Here is a 17,930-nt window from a genome sequence, read left to right as displayed (position 1 = left end):
TGGAACTTACAACCACCCACCCGCGAAACCGGCGCGCTTCAGCCCGCGCCGGATCGGAGTCGACTGGCGCAGCAGGTTCCAGAAGAAGCCGGTCCTATGGTTCTCGATCATCATCAGCAGAATGCCCTGATCAAGCCCGATCCGCCGCGTGTTCATCCAGCCCTCCGCCGTGCGGGCCGGTACGCTCGGATTGAAACTGCCGATGAATCCGTCTTCCTCGACCACACCCGGATAGGTCTCAAGGATATGCCGCGTCGCGGAGAGAGCAGCTTTTTCGTCGAACGGCAGGCAGGAAAGGGGCGCCCAGGGTGCCAGCGTCCCGTCATCCGGGCCGAACGGCGCACCACGCGCGGCATAGCCCGAAAAATTCTGCTGGCGACCATCCCGCAAACGCCGCGACCGCTCAGGCCCGTCGCAGGCAGTCAGCCCCCAGCAATCCGCGCCGTAGCCCACAAAGGACTCCGGGTTTCGCTCCGCGTAGTCACGCTGCAAATCGATGGCGAGGCGGGTGTTCTCGAAGTAATCGCTGTCATGCTCCACCATTGCCGCATCGCGAATGCCCCGGAAGTCGATCCAGGCATGGGAGAACAGATGGATGAACAACGGTCCTGCATAGAGGAACGGCTTGCCCAGAGCCTCCTTCCAGTCGCACTGGTTGCCGAAGGCGAGATAGCTCTTGGCCGGGATCGGGTAGGACGGCGAGGACAGCGCCAGCGTGTACAAAATGACCGCCTCGCTATACCCATGCCAGCGATAGGGAAGGAAGCCGCTGCGTGGCTTCCAGCCGAGAGCCAGCGTATCCTGCTCGTCCAGCGCCCAGGCCCAGTTGGCACGGGCATAGACCATGTCGGCAATATCCCGGATTTCCTTTTCCGCCGGCGTGTTCTCGGAGAAATAGGTACCGACCGTGATGGCACCGGCGATCAGCAGTGCGCTGTCGATCAGCGAGATCTCGCTCCGCCACGCCCGCCGTCCGGTCTTCATATCCAGGAAGTGGTAGTAGAGACCCTTATAGCCAGTGGCCAGCGTGTCGCGGCTCTGCTCGCTATCGCGCAGGAAGCGCAACGTTTTCAGCGCCCGCTGCGCCGCATCCTCGCGGGACAGCCAGTCGCGCTCGACACCGACGGGCAGCGCCGACAGGCCGAAGCCGGTCGCGGCGATGCTGGCCGGCGAGCCTTCCTGCGAGCTGTCGGCAACGAGACCCGTCTCCGGATGCGTATACCGCATGAAATACCGAAACGCGCCCAGCTGGAATCGGTCGATCAGCCCGGCGTCGGTCGTATCCTTGAAAAGCATTGCAACTCCTCGCGAGCGGTCACGCGGCGCGTGTCTCGTCTCTCATACCCAGAAATTCTTATCCTCACCGAGTGTTGAAGTCCTGCAGCCGCTTACCGGTCGCCGCCATCACCCGTTGTGTTAATGTTCGCCTCTACGGTGCGAAGCGGGGATTGGATGACATGATCTTGGCGGGAATTGCATTGCTGATGGGCCTTTCCGGTCAAGGGCTCCCATCCGCCCCTTCCACAACCGACATGACCCACATAACGACCATCGCGGCGCTTGGGCGCCGAGACGTGGATGTCGAGCTGGTTCTTGCCGTCGACATGTCGGGATCGATGGATCTGGAGGAAGCGCGCATCCAGCGCGCCGGTTACCTCGAAGCCCTACGTCACAAGGCGTTCATCGATGCCGTTCGTGGTGGGCTGATCGGCGAGATCGCCATCAGCTATTTCGAGTGGGCCGGCAGCGTCAACGAAAGCTCGCGCGTGGACTGGCATGTGATTGCCAGTGCCGCGGATGCAGCCGCCTTTGCAGACGAGATCGCCGCCCGGCCCGTCACCACCCGCCGTGGCACCTCGATTTCCAACGCGCTCACCTACGCGACGGGGATGATCGACACAAATGCCTTTACCGGCCAGCGCCGCGTCATCGATGTTTCAGGCGATGGTCCCAACAATCTCGGTCCGCCGGTTCTGCCCGCCCGGGACATGGCGGTGCGCAGCGGAATCATCGTCAACGGCCTCGCCATCATCATCCGCCCGACCGGCGTCGGCGTCCGGCTCGACCGTTATTACAACGACTGCGTTATCGGCGGCCTCGGCGCTTTCGTACTGCCGATCCACAATCCGGAAGACTTCGGCGTCGCCATCCGGCAGAAGCTCGTGATGGAGGTCAGCGGGCGTCAGCCGCCACTTCGTCCCATCCCTGTTGCAAATCCCTCTGCGGTGGATTGCCTGATCGGTGAAAAGCTGCGCCCCGGATTCTTCGACAGATAAGACGCGTCAGTTCGCCTGCTTCAAACGTCCCCCACTCTCCTTGTCTTCGATCGCCAGCGCATCCGCAATGCGCTCCGCTGCAATCCGTCCGGCCACGATCGCCCCCTCGATATAGGTTGGAAAAGCCGGAGAGAGCTCGGAACTCGCAAACGCAACGCGGCCGACGCCCTGCCGCAGAAGCGTCTCTGCATCGTGGGCGGCGAAATCGACGATCACATCGCTATATCCGCCACCGCTCCAGCGGTCGTCCGTCCAGTCGTGAAGGATGAATTCGACAGGCTCCGGCGCTTCCGTGCCCAGCAATGTGCCCATGCGCTCGCGCACCATCCGCTCGATGAACGCCGCGCCCCGCACCCGCCAGTCGAGGGCCAGCGGACCGCCGACGAACACCACGAAGGCAGCATGTTCCGCGTCTTGGCTGACGTCGAACGCATAGAGCCCGCTGACATCCTCCCATGAGGCGCCAGAGGACACGGACGGCGACCAGAACCGTTCGCCGTAGCGCAGCAGGATCTTGATCACGGCCCCGCTCCGCCAGCAGCCGAGCGCCCGGGCAAGCGGCTCCGGCAGCGGCGGATGCTGGATGATATCGCGCGCACGCACCGGCGGCACGGCAACGAGCACATGTCGCGCGGTCAGCTGCCGTTTGGCGGTTTCTACGACGACATGATGCTCATCCCGACGGATGCCCGCCACAGGCGTGGACAGAAAGACGTGCGGACGCAGGCGCGCGGCCATGGCATCGGCCAGCGAGGCGGCGCTGTGCTTCAGGAAATATTGCAGCTCTGAAACCTCGGCGGTGTTCCGACGATCGCTGTCGACAAGATACCAGAAGGGGATGATATCGGCCGGGAGGCACCAGAGCCCGTGCACCATGCTGAGAAATTCCCGCTTCGCCTCCTCCGTCGCATCCTGTTCGTCCAGCCAGTCGGCAATGGACAGGCCGGCCAGTGCGGGATCGGCCGGATCAGCCGCCTCCATGCTTGCATAGAGTGGATTGTCACGGTGCGACGCGCGTCTCGAAGGTGTCGCAGATACCGTCTTCGCCGCGCCTTTCCAGCGGCTCTCGACGATCTCCAGCCGGGCCTCCCGCACAAGCGTCATCACCTCCGGCATGTCGTCGCAGATGAACTGCCCGCCGGCATCCCGCCGCGTCCCATCCGATGTCTCGAATGAGCGGACACGCCCTCCGACCTCGGCGCGAGCCTCCAGAACGACGACCGACAGCCCGCGATCCACCAGCGTCTGCGCAGCCGCCAGCCCCGTAAAGCCGGCACCGACCACGATCACATCCGCATCCCGTTCCATGCCGCGCCTCTTTTCCGCCTGAGGACCACAGGTCCGGTCCTTCGTTCGGACAATATAGAAAGAACGGCGCGAAAGAATATGCGGCGCGTGGGTTTGTCGGATGGGCTTTACGGCCCTGAAGATCGGGACGATCAGACAGACGCCGCGGGTGCAAAACCACTGAGCATCCCGGAATAGGGCTTGGCCAAGGGTGCAGCGTAGGAGCCGCGCTTGCTGGTCGTCAGCCGCTGGGCGATCAGCGCCTCGGCCTGCTTGACGGCAGCCGAAACACCGTCGACCACCGGCACACGATAAATGGATTGTAGCTCGTAGGCGAGATCCGCCATTCCCGCACAACCGAGCACGATGGCCTCCGCACCGTCTTCAGCGAGCGCCCGTTCGATCTGGTGGCGGAGCTTGTCGAGCGCACCCGAGCCCTCTTTCTCCAGGTCGAGCACGGGAATATCGGCCGCGCGAACCTTAGCCCGCCCGCCGAATCCGTAGTGGCGCGTCAGGTTCTCGAGCAGCACGCGGGAGCGCTCCAGCGTGGTGACGACGGTGAAGCGTTGCGCGAGGAAGCCGGCCGTGACCAGCGCGCTTTCGCAGAGCCCGAGCACGGGAATGGAGGCGAGCGACCGGGCGGCGTCGAGCCCCGTATCGTCGAAACAGGCGATGACGGCGGCTTGCGCGCCGGCCGCCTCGCCCTCCCGGATCGCATCGAGCAGGCCCGGCAGAGCCAGTGCACCGTCATAATGTCCCTCGATCGAGGCGGGCCCCATCGCGGCCGTGGCGGCGATGATCTCCGTGCCGGTGGCAGCGACGAGGCGGGCCGCCTCGGCCGCCTTTTCGGTCATGGAAACGGTGGTGTTCGGATTGACGACGAGAATGCGCATGCGAGGGATCAGACCAGCTTTGCCTGCTTGCGGCCGAGCATCAGGATGATGCCGAGCGCCAGCAGAATGACGGTGAAGGAGAAGACGGTGGTGACGGTGCCGAGCGCATAGAGCACCGGCGTGGTGACGTTCGTGGTCATGCCGTAGATTTCGAGCGGCAGTGTGTTGTAGGTGCCGGACGTCATCAGCGTGCGGGCGAACTCGTCATAGGACAGCGTGAAGCCGAAGAGGCCGACGCCGATCAGGCTCGGCGCGATCATCGGCAGCACGACATGCCGGAACGTCTGCCAAGAGCTCGCCCCAAGATCGCGCGCGGCTTCCTCATAGGCCGGCGAGAACCGGTTGAACACCGCGAACATGATCAGCACGCCGAAGGGCAACGTCCAGGTGAGATGCGCGCCGAAGGCCGAGGAGTACCAGGCGGGCTTCAGCCCGAACTGTTGGAAAACGACGCCGATGCCGAGAGAGATGATGATGGAGGGCACCACGAGGCTGGCGACCGTGAGGTAGAACAGCGTGGTCGAACCGCGAAACTTCCGCCGGAAAGCAAGGCCCGCCAGCAGCGACACCAGCACGTTGACGACCATGACCATAATGCCGAGCGAGAAGGACCGCCGGAACGACGAGCCGAAATTGCCGACCGCCTGCTGCTCGAACAGATTGTAGAACCAGCGCAGCGACACCCCGTTCATCGGGAAGGTCAAACCGCCGTTCGGCCCTTGGAAGGACAGGATGAGGACCGCCGACAGCGGGCCGTAGAGGAAGAGCACGAACAGCGCGAAGAAGGCGGCGAGCACGTAGAATTCGAAGGTGCGTTTCTCGTGGCTCATCTCAAAGCTCCTTGCGGATATCGACGACGCGCAGGATCGCGGCCACCATCAAGAGCACGACGATCAGCAGCACCACGGCATTGGCAGCGGCGGCAGGATATTGCAGCAGCGACATCTGGTTGCGCATCATCAGCGCCACCGACGCGCTCTGCCCGCCGGACATTACCTGCACCGTCGAGAAGTCCGCCATCACCAGCGTGACAACGAAGATCGAGCCGATGGCGATGCCGGGCTTGGCGAGCGGAATGATGACGTTCCAGAGGATCTGCCAGCCGGTGGCACCCGCATCCCGCGCCGCCTCGATCAGCGATTTGTCGATCCGCATCAGCGTGTTGAAGATCGGCGTGACCATGAACAGCGTGTTGAGATGCACCATAGCCAGCACCACGGCGAAATCGGAATAGAGCAACCATTCGATGGGCGCCGGAATGATTCCCATTTCGATCAGCGTCGAATTGACGAGCCCGTTGCGCCCGAGGACTGGGATCCATGAGATCATGCGGATGATGTTGGAGGTGAGGAACGGCACGGTGCAGACGAGGAACAGCACCATCTGCATGGTCGTCGTGCGGATGTGGAAGGCGAGGAAATAGGCGACCCAGAAGCCGATAAAGGTCGTCAGCGCCCAGACGGCGACCGTGTATTTCAGGGTGTTCAGATAGGTCTTCCACGTGACCCAGGACCCCAGCGTCTCCTCGTAGTTCAGGGTGAGGAAATCCGGGTAGAGGCCCGCGAAGTCGTAGTCCCAGAAGCTGACGATCAGGATCATCAGGATGGGCAAAAGGAAGAAGAAGCCGAGGATGGCGATCAGCGGCGCCGACTGCAGGTAGGACACGGCCCGCGGCGGCAGGCGAAATGTTTTCGGAATGCGCACCCGCGCATCCGGCGCCGGTGTCGGCTTGCTTGCAGCGATGGTCGCCATAGTGCGGTCGTCTCCGTTGAGGACTCAAGCTCAGCGGAGTGAGAAGGCTGCCCCTCATCCGCCTGCCGGCACCTTCTCCCCGCCTGAGGGGAGAAGGAAGGTTGTGGCGATCCGCCCGCCTCTATCGAAAGGTAAAGCGAGGCACGTCCCCTCTCCCCGCAAGCGGGGAGAGGGTTAGGGTGAGGGGCCGCCGCACATGCGACCCGCACCGCATCAAGCAGCGATGAACTCGTTCCAGCGACGAACCATGTAGCGGTCCTCGTCCATCACGGAGTTCCAGCAGGCGACCTTGCCCATGCGCTCCTGGAAGGAGCCGCCATCGCGCACGGCACCGGCCTTTTCCATGATCTTGCCTTCCGGGGACATGATGTCGCCCTGGGCAGCCTTGCCTTCGATCCAGTAGCCCCACTCGTCCTCGGTCATGAACTTCTTCGCCGTGTCCATGGCGGCGGAGTAGTAGCCCTGCCGGTTGAGATAGCCGCCGACCCAGCCGGACGTGTACCAGTTGATGTATTCATAGGCCGCATCCAGCTGCGCGCCCTGAAGATGCGCGGCAAGACCGAGACCGCCGCCCCACGAGCGATAGCCTTCCTTGAGCGGCTGGTACTTGCAGGCGATGCCCTTGGAGCGGACGGCGGCGACGGCCGGCGACCACATGGACTGGATGACGACTTCGCCCGACGCCATCAGGTTGACCGACTCGTCGAACGATTTCCAGAAGGCGCGGAACTGGCCATCCTGCTTCGCCTTGATCAGGAAGTCGATCGTCGCGTCGATCTCCGCCTTGGTCATGTTGCCCTTGTCGGCATATTTGATGTTGCCGAGCGCTTCCATGATCATCGCGGCATCCATGATGCCGATCGAGGGAATGTTGAGGATCGACGTTTTGCCCTTGAAGGCCGGGTCCATGATGTCGGCCCAGGACGTGATCTCGCGGCCGACGAGGTCGGGGCGGATACCGAGCGTGTCGGCATTGTAGATGGTCGGAACCATCGTGAAGAGACCGGTCTCGGACTTGGCGAACGTCTTGTCGCCGGCCTTTTCCACGAAGCCGACCGTGTGCGGTGCGGTGCCCTGCGCTATGACGCTGTCCGGCGTCAGCTTGCCCGTCTTGAACAGGGGCACGATCTGGTCGTAATATTTCAGCTTGGAAATTTCCATCGGCTGGATGACGCCGGACGGGAACACCTTCTTCAGGATCCAGTATTCGATGTCGGCGATGTCGTAGCTGTCGGGCTGCGTCACGGCGCGCTGGGCGGCGGCATCCGAGTCGGTCGCCGTCATCTCGAGCGTGATGCCGAGGTCGGCCTTGCACTTCTCGGCGATGGCATTGATGTTGGAAACGCCCGTGCCGAACTGGCGCAGCGTGATGGGGTTCTGCGCCCAGATGGTCGGGAAACCGGTGATCGCGCCGGAGCCGGCAATGGCGCCGACGGCCGCAGCCCCTGTCTTCATCAATGCGCGACGGCTGATGCCGGTCGCCTTCTTCGTGCTCTTGATCTCGGTCATAGTCTGTTCCCTTTTATTCTGGTTAGACAGGTCTTTGTTCTGGCAGGTCAGGCAGCCATGGCACCCAGAAGGACGGCATCCTCCAGGCCCCAACTCAGGGAAACCGCATCGCCCACGGCGACGGGTTTTTCGAAATAATCCGCATCGGTGGCGATGACGGTAAAATCCTCGGAACCGGCCCCCATCACGGTGATCTTCACCGAAGCGCCGCGATACTCGACGTTGGAAACGACGCCGTTGAAGCCGAGCGTCTTCTCGCTCGGCTCCGACAGCCGGACGCGATCGGTGCGAATGCCGATGTCGATCGGCGACCCCGCCTCCCGCCCCTGGCCCGCAACGGTAAAGGTCTGCCCCTCCGGCACTTGAAGGGTCAGCACGCCGTCGGCGCTGGAAACCACACGACCGGTCAGCACGTTGTGATCGCCCATGAAGCGCGCGACGAAAGCGGTTGCCGGCCGCTCGAACACTTCGCGCGGACTGGCCGCCTGCTCGATGCGCCCGTCGCTCATGATGACGATGATGTCGGCAAGCGCCATCGCCTCTTCCTGGCTGTGCGTCACATGCACGAAGGTGATGCCGAGGTTCTTCTGGAGCTTCTTCAGCTCGGCGCGCATGCGGATCTTGAGGAACGGATCGAGCGCCGACAGCGGCTCATCGAGCAGCAGCGCTTCCGGGTCTGTGATCAGCGCGCGGGCGAGCGCCACGCGCTGCTGCTGACCGCCGGAAAGCTGGGCCGGGCGCCGGTTGGCATAGGGCTCCATCTGCATCAGCGTGAGCATCTCCAGCGCCTTCGCACGGCGCTCCTCCTTCTCCACGCCCTTCATCTTCAGGCTGAAGGCCACGTTGTCGATGAGGTCGAGATGCGGGAACAGGGCGTAGGACTGGAACATCATCGCCGTGCCACGCTTGGCCGGCGGCAGATCGGTCACAACAGTATTTCCGAGCCGGATATCGCCGGAGGAAATCGTCTCATGCCCGGCGATCATCCGCAGCGTCGAGGTCTTGCCGCATCCGGACGGCCCGAGAAAGCAGCAATAGCTGCCGGATGGGATCTTGAGGCTGATGGAATGGACGGCCGTGGTGCTTCCATAGATCTTGGAAACGGATACGATGTCGATCTCTGCCGCTTTGGTCATGATGGGTTCCCCTGTCGTAATGCAGAGAATGCATCAACCGTGCCAGTTCGTCGGGCAGCCGTTAGGGGACTGTTTCTAAAAGAAAACTGTCAAAACCTTTAGGCTCACTCACATTCAGCCTCCAGAATCCGCCTATTTTTTCATCTATTGTGCAAAATAATCCGCCAGATCGTATACAATCAAGCTCCGTCCTGGATACGAATGGGCCTTCTGTCCCGCGGTCATTTGCATTAGATTAGGCAACCATGAACAGCCGCCAGACGAAACCGGAAACCCTGATCGCCAGACCTGACGCCGATGGCAACGGGATCGACGGCAGCCAGCGTGCCATTCGCGACGCCATCCGCGACGCGATCGTCGACCGGCGCCTGATGCCGGGGACGAAGCTGACAGAGACGGATGTCGGCGCCCTGTTCAATGTCAGCCGAACGCTGGTGCGCGGCGCCCTTCAGGCGCTCGTGCATGAAGGTCTCGTCACCGTCGAGCGCAATCGCGGTGCCTTCGTCGCCAACCCGTCGCCGGAAGAAGCGCGCCAGATTTTCGCAACCCGCCGCATCATCGAGCCTGGCATCCTGACGGAGGCGGCGCGCCACATGACGCCGTCGCATTTCCGCCAGCTTCGCGAGCAACTGGTCGATGAAGGCCGGTTGATGAACGAGCGCGGACAGAGCGCCCGCCGGGCGGAGATCAAGGCATCCGGGGACTTCCATCTGATGATCGCCGCGATGACCGGAAACGCCGTGATGCAGCGCTTCATGGACGAGCTCATCGCGCGCTCCTCCCTCGTCATCTCGCTCTACGGACAATCCACGGTCTCAAGCTGCGGCCACAGCGAGCACACCGAAATCGTCGACGCCATCGAAGCCGGCCAGCTCGACCGCGCCAACCGCCTGATGGTGCACCATATTCGCCATATCGAGGCCGATCTCGACCTGCGCATCCGCCGCGCCAACGAGCTTCGCGACGTTCTTCTCCCCTAAGACGGGAAAGAAATATCGATCAACAACCATCTGATTTTCTTCAAGATTTTTTGTTAACCGAAAGCGGAACCAAAATCCTCGCAACGAGTTTTGCACGCGCACGACAGACAGCATGCGAGGCGCGTATGAGTTACAAGCATTTTCCGAAACCGGTCCGGATCATTCTCCAGCAGAGCCAGGAATTTACCATCGCGTCTGCCTGGGATGCGCTTGAGTTCCTGCGGGGCTGGCCCGCCGGACAGGCCGGCAGAGCCTATCGCATCGCGCTCCAGCATTGCATGGATGCCCTCGACGGCATCCTCAGCCCCCGCAAGGCGCAGGCATCCTTCATGGCCGCGGCACGCGAGGCCGGCATCTTGGCGACAACCAAGGCGCCGGCTTGATCGGGCATCGTCTCTTGACGAAAGCATAAGGGACGGACGACCATACAGTCACGAAGAGCGCGGTCAGGAGCACGACATGTCGGATATCAATTCCCCGGAAGATCCTTCCGACGACACCAAACTGACCCGCTCCAAGCGCCGTTGGGCGGAGGAAGGCAAGTTTCTAACCGGACAGGTCTCGCGGTCGGAGACCGACCGGCTGCCTCCAGGCCAGCATCTCGTCAAGAACTGGCCGGTCCTCGACCTCGGCCAGCTTCCGATGATCGAGACCGCGAGCTGGTCGTTGACGTTGAAAGGCGCCGTCGAAAACCCTGTGACGCTGGACTGGGCGCAACTGAAGGCCCTACCGCAGAGAAAATTCCTGTCGGACATTCATTGCGTCACGACCTGGTCGCGCTACGACAACAGCTGGAAGGGCGTCTCGACGCATGATCTGCTGGACTTGGTCATGCCGAAGCCCGAGGCGACCTATGTTATGCTCACGAGCTATGACGGCTATACGACAAACCTGCCACTCGCCGATTTCGCGAGCGAACATGCGCTTCTCGCCACCGACTGGGAGGGGCAGCCGCTGACGCGCGAGCACGGCGCACCGGCCCGTCTCATCGTGCCGCACCTCTATCTGTGGAAGAGCGCGAAATGGCTGACGAAAATCGAGTTCATGACCGGTGATCGCGCAGGCTTCTGGGAGAAGAACGGCTACCACATGCTGGGCGACCCATGGCGGGAGCAGCGCTATTCCGACGATTGAGGAAACCTCAATCGACCGAAAGAAAAAGGGCTCCGGCGATGTTCGCCGGAGCCCTTTTCTGATCAGTACGCCTTTTTCTTAAAAGGCTTCTTGGCGGGCTTGCTGCCATCGTCCGTCAGCTTTGGGCCGGACTTCGAGAAGCCGGCCTTGGCCGCCTTCTTCGCCCAGGGCTTGCTGTCAGGCCGGTCAGCGCTTTCGCCGCCCTCTTTCCAGCGTGGCTTGCTGTCCGAAGGCCCAGCATTGTCCTTGCGGACGAACGGCTTGCGCGGTGCGGCAGACAGATCCGGCGCGCTGTCGAGCTGGGTCACGGTAATGCCCTTTTCGAGCATGCGCTTGGGTCCCAGCGCCTCGACGAAGCTGTCGGAGAATTCGCGCGCGATTTCCACGAACGTGTTCTCCGGCATCATCTTGATCGCGCCGATTTCCTGCTTGGTGATGCGGCCGATGCGGCAGAGCATCGGGATCAGCCAGCGCGGCTCGACATTCTGCTTGCGACCGGCAGAGATGGAGAACCAGACGGCATCGCCGAAATCGCCACGCGGGGCACGCGGTTCGGACCGTTCCGGCCGAGGACCGCGGTCCCCGGATGCCGGACCGGATGACGCCCCGGATGGCTGAAACGCCGGCGTATCGATGATGTCTTCCGGCGCGGAACGGCCGGCACGCGCGAGGCGCACGAAGGCTGCCGCAACCTGTTCGGCGCTGAAGCCGGACAGGACCTGCTGGACGAAAGCCGTTTCTTCTTCGCGGATCGGATCGTTGAGCGCGGCATCGGAGAGAATGCGCTCGTCGTCCTTCTGCGAAACTTCATCGGCCGACGGGGGCTTGGCCCAGACGGCTTCGATGCGCGCGTCGCGCAGCAGCCGCTCGGCCTTGCGGCGGGCATTGGAGGTCACGATGATGGCGCTGACGCCCCTGCGTCCTGCCCGGCCCGTACGGCCGCTGCGGTGCAGCAGCGTGTCCGGGTTGGTCGGCAGGTCGGCATGGATGACGAGTTCGAGGCCGGGAAGGTCGATCCCGCGGGCAGCCACGTCGGTCGCGATGCAGACGCGGGCACGACCGTCGCGCATGGCCTGCAGCGCATGCGTCCGCTCGCTCTGGCTGAGCTCACCCGAAAGGGCGACGACCGAGAAGCCGCGATTGTTGAAGCGCGCGGTCAGGTGGTTGACGGCCGCGCGGGTAGAGCAGAACACCAGCGCGTTCTTCGCCTCATAATAGCGCAGTACGTTGATGATCGCGTTTTCGCGGTCAGAAGGAACAACGACGAGCGCCCGGTAGTCGATGTCGAGATGCTGCTTGGCCTCGGCCTGCGTCGAGATCCGCAGCGCATCGCGCTGGTAGTTCTTGGCAAGCGTCGCGATGGACTTCGGCACCGTGGCCGAGAACATCAGCGTGCGGCGATCGGCCGGTGCCGTCTCCAGCAGAAATTCGAGGTCTTCGCGGAAGCCGAGATCGAGCATCTCGTCGGCTTCGTCGAGAACGATGGCCCGGCAGGCGGAGAGATCGAGCGCACTGCGACGAACATGGTCGCAGAGACGGCCAGGTGTACCCACGACGATATGCGCACCGCGATCGAGCGCGCGGCGCTCCGTGCGGATGTCCATACCGCCGACCGAGGCGGCGATGACGGCGCCGGTCATCTCGTAGAGCCATTCGAGTTCGCGCTGGACCTGAAGCGCCAGTTCACGGGTCGGGGCGACAACGACGGCCAGCGGCTTGCTCGCCGAGCCAAAGCGATCTGCGCCATCCAGCAGCGTCGACGCGAGCGCCAGCCCGAAGGCGACGGTCTTGCCGGAGCCGGTCTGGGCGGAGACGAGCGCGTCGCGACCCGACATTTCCGCTTCGATGACGGCGGCCTGGACCGGCGTCAGGGTGGAATAGCCGCGTTTGGTCAACGCCTCGGCGATCGCCGGAACGACCCCTGCGAATTCTGTCATATGTTTGTCTCTCGGAAGTTCGAACCGTGCAGCGTGCGCAAAGTGATGCGCACATGCCTTGAGGACCGCACGCTGCGGCCCATACCATGGCGATCTCTTAATCCCTCCGACAGCAAATGTACAGAGGAGCGCCGCGACACCGATGGGCTGGCTGTTTCCGAGAGAAGCTCGGTTCAGCTCGTGAGGCGCGGACTGCGAATGATTTTGACGAAAAGGGCCTTCATCGCCGACTCGATACCCTGCGACGGGCTGACCTCGAAATAGAGGCCCGGCGATGCGCAGGCCTGCATCTTGCTGCCGATTTCTGGCTGGAACGGCTTGATCCATGTATTGTACCAACTGTTCGTGGGCAGCGGCAGGTAGGTTGTGTAGAGCACGGCGATCTTGATGCCGCGATCCTTGAGCGTCTTGCAATAGGTGACGTCGATCGGCTCCTGGCAGCGACCGCCCGTAACCTTCTTCGTGCAACCGGCCGGCTTGTAGCTATCGCCGACGCCATCGGCGACGAAATAGACGACCTTCTCCGCCTTGGCAGGGCTCGAGCCGTCACCCGGCGCCGGAATTTCACTGTTCATCCGCGTCAGCGCCTTGTCGAAGCTGGTGATCTGGTCGTTGTTGTACCCTTGAAACGGGATACTCATCAGCGAGATGGTATCGGCCTTCGTCTGGATGTCCTTCAGGTCGTCGGTGAGGCTGGAGACTTCATAAAGGTCGGCGTCCTCCGCTTTCTGCCCGAACGTATAGGCCGCCATGCGGTACTGGTTCGGATAGGTCTCGGTCTTCTCTGCCTCCTTCGTCAGCGCCGCAACGGCTTTTGCCACGACATCGATGCGGATGGTGGCACCGACCTTTCGGGCGACGAAATAATTGCTGTTCTTGTCGGCAACGCCTTTTTCCGAAACGATGTGGCAAGCGAAGGCGCAGTTGCGCGAGCCTGAATCCGCCTGGTTCTTGGTTGCAGCGATCAGCTTGTCCACATCCTCAGGCGTCGCGCCGACGCCCATGGACGGTGTGTTGTCGAGCAGCATGTAGAAATCCATGAAGGAGTTCGACTGGAAGGTCGCCTTCGCGATGCCATCCACCTCGATGGTGTCCTTGCCGAAGATCTTCATGAACGTGGTCGGCACGAGCGTAGAAAACGTCGCCGACACGTTGATGTCGCGGCCGGACTTCACGACGCTGACGTTGAAGGTTCGTGCAGTCTCCTCGAGGTCGTCGGGGTCAGACTTCCCCGCCGCCTTGCTCGGCAGATCGATTGCCGTCCCGTCCGCCATCTGTGCGGCGAAGATACTGCGCGCCTCGCTCTCGCTCACGCTGACGGAACCGTCCGCCGTCATGGCCATGGCCTCAGCGACGCCGGCCGACTTGTCGGTGATCGACCCGACCACCGCGGCGTCTGCCGCCCATTGCAGCCTGGTCTTGACCTTGATTGCGTGCGTCACGTCGAGCGCCAGCCCGGCCGTGCCCAGCAGCGGCATCAGCGACAGAGCCCCGATAATGGCAAGATTGCCGGAACGATCGACGAAAAAACGCTTGAACATGATGACAGCCCTACCCGCGCCATGTCTCCCGGCGCTTCGGCACAACGTAAGTCACCACTTTAAATTTAGGGTGAAACAGGGAAGTAAACAAATTCCAAAACACGCACCTGCTCGGCGAGCATGGTGGAGATCATGAAACCGTGAAGGGTTTTACGGTTAAGTTTCCTTGCGCCTGCCGGTCCTTGGCTTACATCTAGAGATGCGATGAGGAGTCGCCGACGCCTATGGGAGGAATGATGATGGAAACGTCAGGTCATCTGAAAGTGCAATACGACTTCAGAAGCGGAACAGTCCTGCTCCAATGCCGCGATAGAAGCCATGTGCTTGTAGAGCGCTTCAACACGAAGGAAAGCGCAGAAGCGGCAGCCATTCAGTTCGCTCGGAAGAACTGGGACTATTCGGAGCCGCAGTCGGATACGCAGCACTAGTGCCAAGTATCGAGCCCCGGAAATAACGGGCCATCATTCGAACGACAAAGGCCGGGGATATCACCCGGCCTTTTTGACATGAAGAGCGAGACGAAAAGCCCTGCCCGGATCGTGCGAAGGAAAAGCCATCAGTGGCGGGAAGGCTCCATGTCCTGACGGCGCAGATCGTCGATGGCTGCGACGGCCTCCTCTGCCGTCCAGCCCGCGCTGACAGCAGCCCGGATCAGACGCGCATCGGCTTCCACTTCCAGCTTCACGAAGAGCGGTTCCAGCGCTTCCTGCGCTGTTACGACGTTCGGTTCAGCGACCGCTGTGGCCGGCTTCTGCATGGACATGATCTCTTCTCCTATTATTTTCAGACTCCCCGGAATGGAACCAGATCGAAACTGGTTCCATTTTTTGTTCGCAATATGTCTGGGAAAGTCGATGGCGCGAATTAGATCGATCGGTCAAAGATCGTTTTCGGTCAGCGCGAAATGGTCCATGATCACGCGGATATTCCTCTTGTGCGCCTTGAAGTAGATGTCGAACGCATCACCCACCAGAGGCACGGCGCCGATCGTCGCGTCCACGCCGAGATTGTAGAGCATCCGCGCGATCTTGCGCTTGGGAAGACCCAGCCTGCGGCCCTCGTTGACGATGGCAAGACCGATGATCGCACCGGTCGCATCACCGAACACGGGAACGAGCCCGAGTAGTGCGTCGGCGCCGAACCGGAACCGCGTCCCCGGAATGCCGACGGCCGTATCCATGATGCGGGCGAGCTTGGCGAGCCGGCGTAACCGCCGCAATTGCTCGACACGGCCGACATCGCCGGCCGCTTCGGCAAAATCGGCTGCATATGCTGTCGTCGCCATCAAAAGCCACTCCTGTGTTAGTGTTACTTTACATGTGGAGTGCTTGTTCATCCGAGACAAGAGATGGGAAGAACACTTTTGTAAGATGCACGCCCCAAAAACAGGACCGTCGAGGGAACAATCCTGCCCGCAACTTAGGATGACTGTCGAACCTATTCGTAATGACCTGAAGATGCGAAGAGAAGCCTAAGTCTCACAACTGGGGAATTCTTGTCCCGAAGCATTGGGAACCGCCAGTACTTTAAGGATAATTTACATATGGCACCCTATTTTCGGGGAATAATATGATCGTCATCTAAAAAAGCGAACCGGCCGTATGTCTCTCTTTTCTTCATCTGACGGTGCCATCCTTCAGGCGCTCGATCAATCGCAAGCGATCATCGAATTCGACCTCACGGGGAAGATCCTTCGCGCGAATGCCAATTTCTGCCGCGCTATCGGCTATGACTCCGGCGAGATCGTGGGTCGCCATCACAGCATGTTCGTCATGCCGGAGGAAGCACGTTCACCGGCCTATGCGGCCTTCTGGCAGGCGCTCGCCAAGGGCAAGTTCCAGCAGGCGCAGTACAAGCGCCTGGGCAAAGGCGGACGCGAAGTCTGGATCGAGGCCTCTTACAACCCCGTCTTCAAAGGAAAGCGACCGGTCAAGGTCGTGAAGTTCGCAACGGACATTACGGCATCGAAGATCAAGAGCCTGAGCGACAATGGCAAGCTCGAGGCCTTGTCGCGTGCGCAGGCCGTCATCGAATTCACGCCGGACGGTCGCATCGTTTCGGCAAACGAGAACTTCCTGTCCGTGCTCGGCTATCGGCTGGAGGAGATCGTCGGCCAGCACCATGCAATGTTCTGCGAGCCTGCCTACGTCCAGTCTGCGGCCTACAGGACGTTCTGGGAGCAGCTCGCCGGTGGCGCGTTCGTGACCGACCAGTTCCTGCGCCTCGGCAAAAATGGCCGACGGGTTCATATTCAGGCGACCTATAATCCGATCGTGGATGAGAGCGGCCGGGTGGTGAAGGTCGTGAAGTTCGCGACCGACATGACAGAACGGGTTCGCGCCATCGAGGAGCTGGGGGCCGGTCTCGGGCGCCTTGCACAGGCCAATATCAGCGAGACACTCGACCGTCCGTTCACGCGGGAGTTCGAGCAGTTGCGTCACGACTTCAATATGTCGATCGGCGGCTTCCAGCAGACGCTGGTGAATGTTCTCGGGCAGACGGAAAACCTCAACGGCCATAGCCACACCATGCGTGAGGCGTCCGGCATCCTCGCGCAGCACACCCGTGAACAGGCCGCCGCGCTCGAGGAAACATCGGCTGCGCTGGAGCAGATCACCATCACCGTGCGCCAATCGAACGAGCGCGTGCAGGATACGCGCAATCTCGTGAAGCAGGCCAAGGAACAGGCCGGCCACTCCGTGACCGTCGTCGGCGACACCGTTGCCGCCATGCAGCGCATCGAAACCGCTTCATCCTCCATCGGGCACATCATCGGCGTCATCGACGAGATCGCGTTCCAGACCAACCTGCTGGCATTGAACGCAGGCGTGGAGGCAGCCCGGGCCGGCGAAGCCGGTCGCGGCTTTGCCGTGGTCGCGCAGGAGGTGCGTGAGCTGGCCCAGCGCACGGCGCGTGCGGCAAAGGAAATCAAGGATCTGATCTCGAACGCCTCACGGGAAGTCGTGGACGGTGTCCGCCTCGTCGGCGATACCGGACGGGCTCTGACGGAAATCGAGGTGTTCGTCGCTTCGATCAACGAGAACATCGACGCCATCGCCGCCGCCGCATCCGAGCAGACCACCGGCCTTGGCGACATCAGCGCCTCGGTCAACAGCCTCGACGGCATGACCCAACAGAACGCGACCATGGTGGCCCGCACGACCGAACTGAGCCATACGCTCGCACAGGGCGCGGCCACGCTCGCCGACCTCGTCTGCCGCTTCCAGCTCAACCACAACAGCACCACCCGCGAGCCCGCCGCCGCCAAGCCGGCACGTCACATCGAGACGTCGGCCTTTCGAAAGACCGCTTGAGCCTCAATGCTGGAAGCTTCCCGAATGGTTGAACAAAAAGGCCCGGTGCAGCACCGGGCCTTTGGCGTTGTAACGACTGCACCTCGGCGGTAACGAGCTTTGTCGGGTGCTTGCCCCTCCTTCTCCCGCCCTTCCGCACGTCAACCGAAACCTGACGTTCGACGTGACCGG

The 17,930-nt window shown here is 62.0% G+C and carries 16 protein-coding genes; 5 read left to right on the top strand and 11 right to left on the bottom strand.

All coding sequences use genetic code 11. The features are described 5' to 3' along the window. Positions 1-6: 6 nt before the first annotated feature. On the bottom strand, positions 7-1,296 hold the full coding sequence (locus C8J33_RS01925) for a glucoamylase family protein (RefSeq protein ID WP_132447576.1): 1,290 nt from the start codon (positions 1,294-1,296) through the stop codon (positions 7-9). A gap of 164 nt (positions 1,297-1,460) precedes the next feature. Here C8J33_RS01925 and C8J33_RS01920 point away from each other — a divergent pair, with 164 nt between their 5' ends. Next, complete coding sequence (locus C8J33_RS01920; protein WP_422038032.1) at positions 1,461-2,276, top strand: DUF1194 domain-containing protein; 816 nt, start codon at positions 1,461-1,463, stop codon at positions 2,274-2,276. Between the two features lie 6 nt (positions 2,277-2,282). On the opposite strand, the gene C8J33_RS01915 is transcribed toward C8J33_RS01920, so the two are convergent. From C8J33_RS01915 to C8J33_RS01890, 6 genes are all read right to left on the bottom strand, one after another. Further along, positions 2,283-3,584, bottom strand: a complete 1,302-nt coding sequence (locus C8J33_RS01915) for a flavin monoamine oxidase family protein (RefSeq protein ID WP_132662887.1) — start codon at positions 3,582-3,584, stop codon at positions 2,283-2,285. A gap of 131 nt (positions 3,585-3,715) precedes the next feature. Further along, entirely contained in the window at positions 3,716-4,456 is a 741-nt protein-coding gene (locus C8J33_RS01910; protein WP_132662885.1) for an aspartate/glutamate racemase family protein, read from the bottom strand. 8 nt (positions 4,457-4,464) lie between these two features. Then, complete coding sequence (locus C8J33_RS01905; RefSeq protein ID WP_110799253.1) at positions 4,465-5,286, bottom strand: ABC transporter permease; 822 nt, start codon at positions 5,284-5,286, stop codon at positions 4,465-4,467. A gap of 1 nt (position 5,287) precedes the next feature. After that, positions 5,288-6,208, bottom strand: coding sequence for an ABC transporter permease (locus tag C8J33_RS01900; RefSeq protein WP_132662884.1), 921 nt, complete (start codon positions 6,206-6,208; stop codon positions 5,288-5,290). Positions 6,209-6,421: 213 nt separating this feature from the next. Then, complete coding sequence (locus tag C8J33_RS01895) at positions 6,422-7,717, bottom strand: ABC transporter substrate-binding protein (RefSeq protein WP_132447581.1); 1,296 nt, start codon at positions 7,715-7,717, stop codon at positions 6,422-6,424. A 47-nt stretch (positions 7,718-7,764) separates the two neighbouring features. Next, complete coding sequence (locus C8J33_RS01890) at positions 7,765-8,853, bottom strand: ABC transporter ATP-binding protein (RefSeq protein ID WP_132662882.1); 1,089 nt, start codon at positions 8,851-8,853, stop codon at positions 7,765-7,767. Between the two features lie 245 nt (positions 8,854-9,098). On the opposite strand from C8J33_RS01890, the gene C8J33_RS01885 reads away from it, so the two are divergent. The 3 genes from C8J33_RS01885 (at position 9,099) to C8J33_RS01875 (ending at position 10,967) form a co-directional block, all read left to right on the top strand. After that, entirely contained in the window at positions 9,099-9,833 is a 735-nt protein-coding gene (locus C8J33_RS01885; protein ID WP_132662881.1) for a GntR family transcriptional regulator, read from the top strand. Between the two features lie 125 nt (positions 9,834-9,958). Next, complete coding sequence (locus C8J33_RS01880) at positions 9,959-10,216, top strand: DUF982 domain-containing protein (protein WP_110728258.1); 258 nt, start codon at positions 9,959-9,961, stop codon at positions 10,214-10,216. Positions 10,217-10,292: 76 nt separating this feature from the next. Continuing rightward, positions 10,293-10,967 (top strand): sulfite oxidase-like oxidoreductase, encoded by a 675-nt coding sequence (locus tag C8J33_RS01875; protein ID WP_132662880.1) that lies wholly within the window; start codon positions 10,293-10,295, stop codon positions 10,965-10,967. A 62-nt stretch (positions 10,968-11,029) separates the two neighbouring features. Here C8J33_RS01875 and C8J33_RS01870 read toward each other — a convergent pair whose 3' ends face one another. From C8J33_RS01870 to C8J33_RS01855, 4 genes are all read right to left on the bottom strand, one after another. After that, entirely contained in the window at positions 11,030-12,904 is a 1,875-nt protein-coding gene (locus C8J33_RS01870; protein ID WP_132662878.1) for a DEAD/DEAH box helicase, read from the bottom strand. A gap of 173 nt (positions 12,905-13,077) precedes the next feature. Next, on the bottom strand, positions 13,078-14,445 hold the full coding sequence (locus tag C8J33_RS01865) for a TadE/TadG family type IV pilus assembly protein (RefSeq protein ID WP_132662877.1): 1,368 nt from the start codon (positions 14,443-14,445) through the stop codon (positions 13,078-13,080). A 556-nt stretch (positions 14,446-15,001) separates the two neighbouring features. Beyond that, complete coding sequence (locus C8J33_RS01860) at positions 15,002-15,202, bottom strand: hypothetical protein (RefSeq protein WP_181425147.1); 201 nt, start codon at positions 15,200-15,202, stop codon at positions 15,002-15,004. A gap of 120 nt (positions 15,203-15,322) precedes the next feature. After that, a complete protein-coding gene (locus tag C8J33_RS01855; protein WP_110799263.1) occupies positions 15,323-15,730 on the bottom strand; it encodes a DUF4112 domain-containing protein in 408 nt (135 codons plus the stop codon). A gap of 316 nt (positions 15,731-16,046) precedes the next feature. Between C8J33_RS01855 and C8J33_RS01850 the strand changes: the two genes are divergently transcribed. Beyond that, a complete protein-coding gene (locus tag C8J33_RS01850) occupies positions 16,047-17,759 on the top strand; it encodes a methyl-accepting chemotaxis protein (protein WP_132662875.1) in 1,713 nt (570 codons plus the stop codon). The last annotated feature ends 171 nt before the right edge of the window (positions 17,760-17,930 follow it).

It is taken from the genome of Rhizobium sp. PP-CC-3G-465, from assembly GCF_004343445.1.
GTDB lineage: Bacteria > Pseudomonadota > Alphaproteobacteria > Rhizobiales > Rhizobiaceae > Ferranicluibacter > Ferranicluibacter rubi.
The sequence above is the reverse complement of the archived record's forward strand: the minus strand, read 5'-3'. Positions and strand labels throughout refer to the sequence as shown.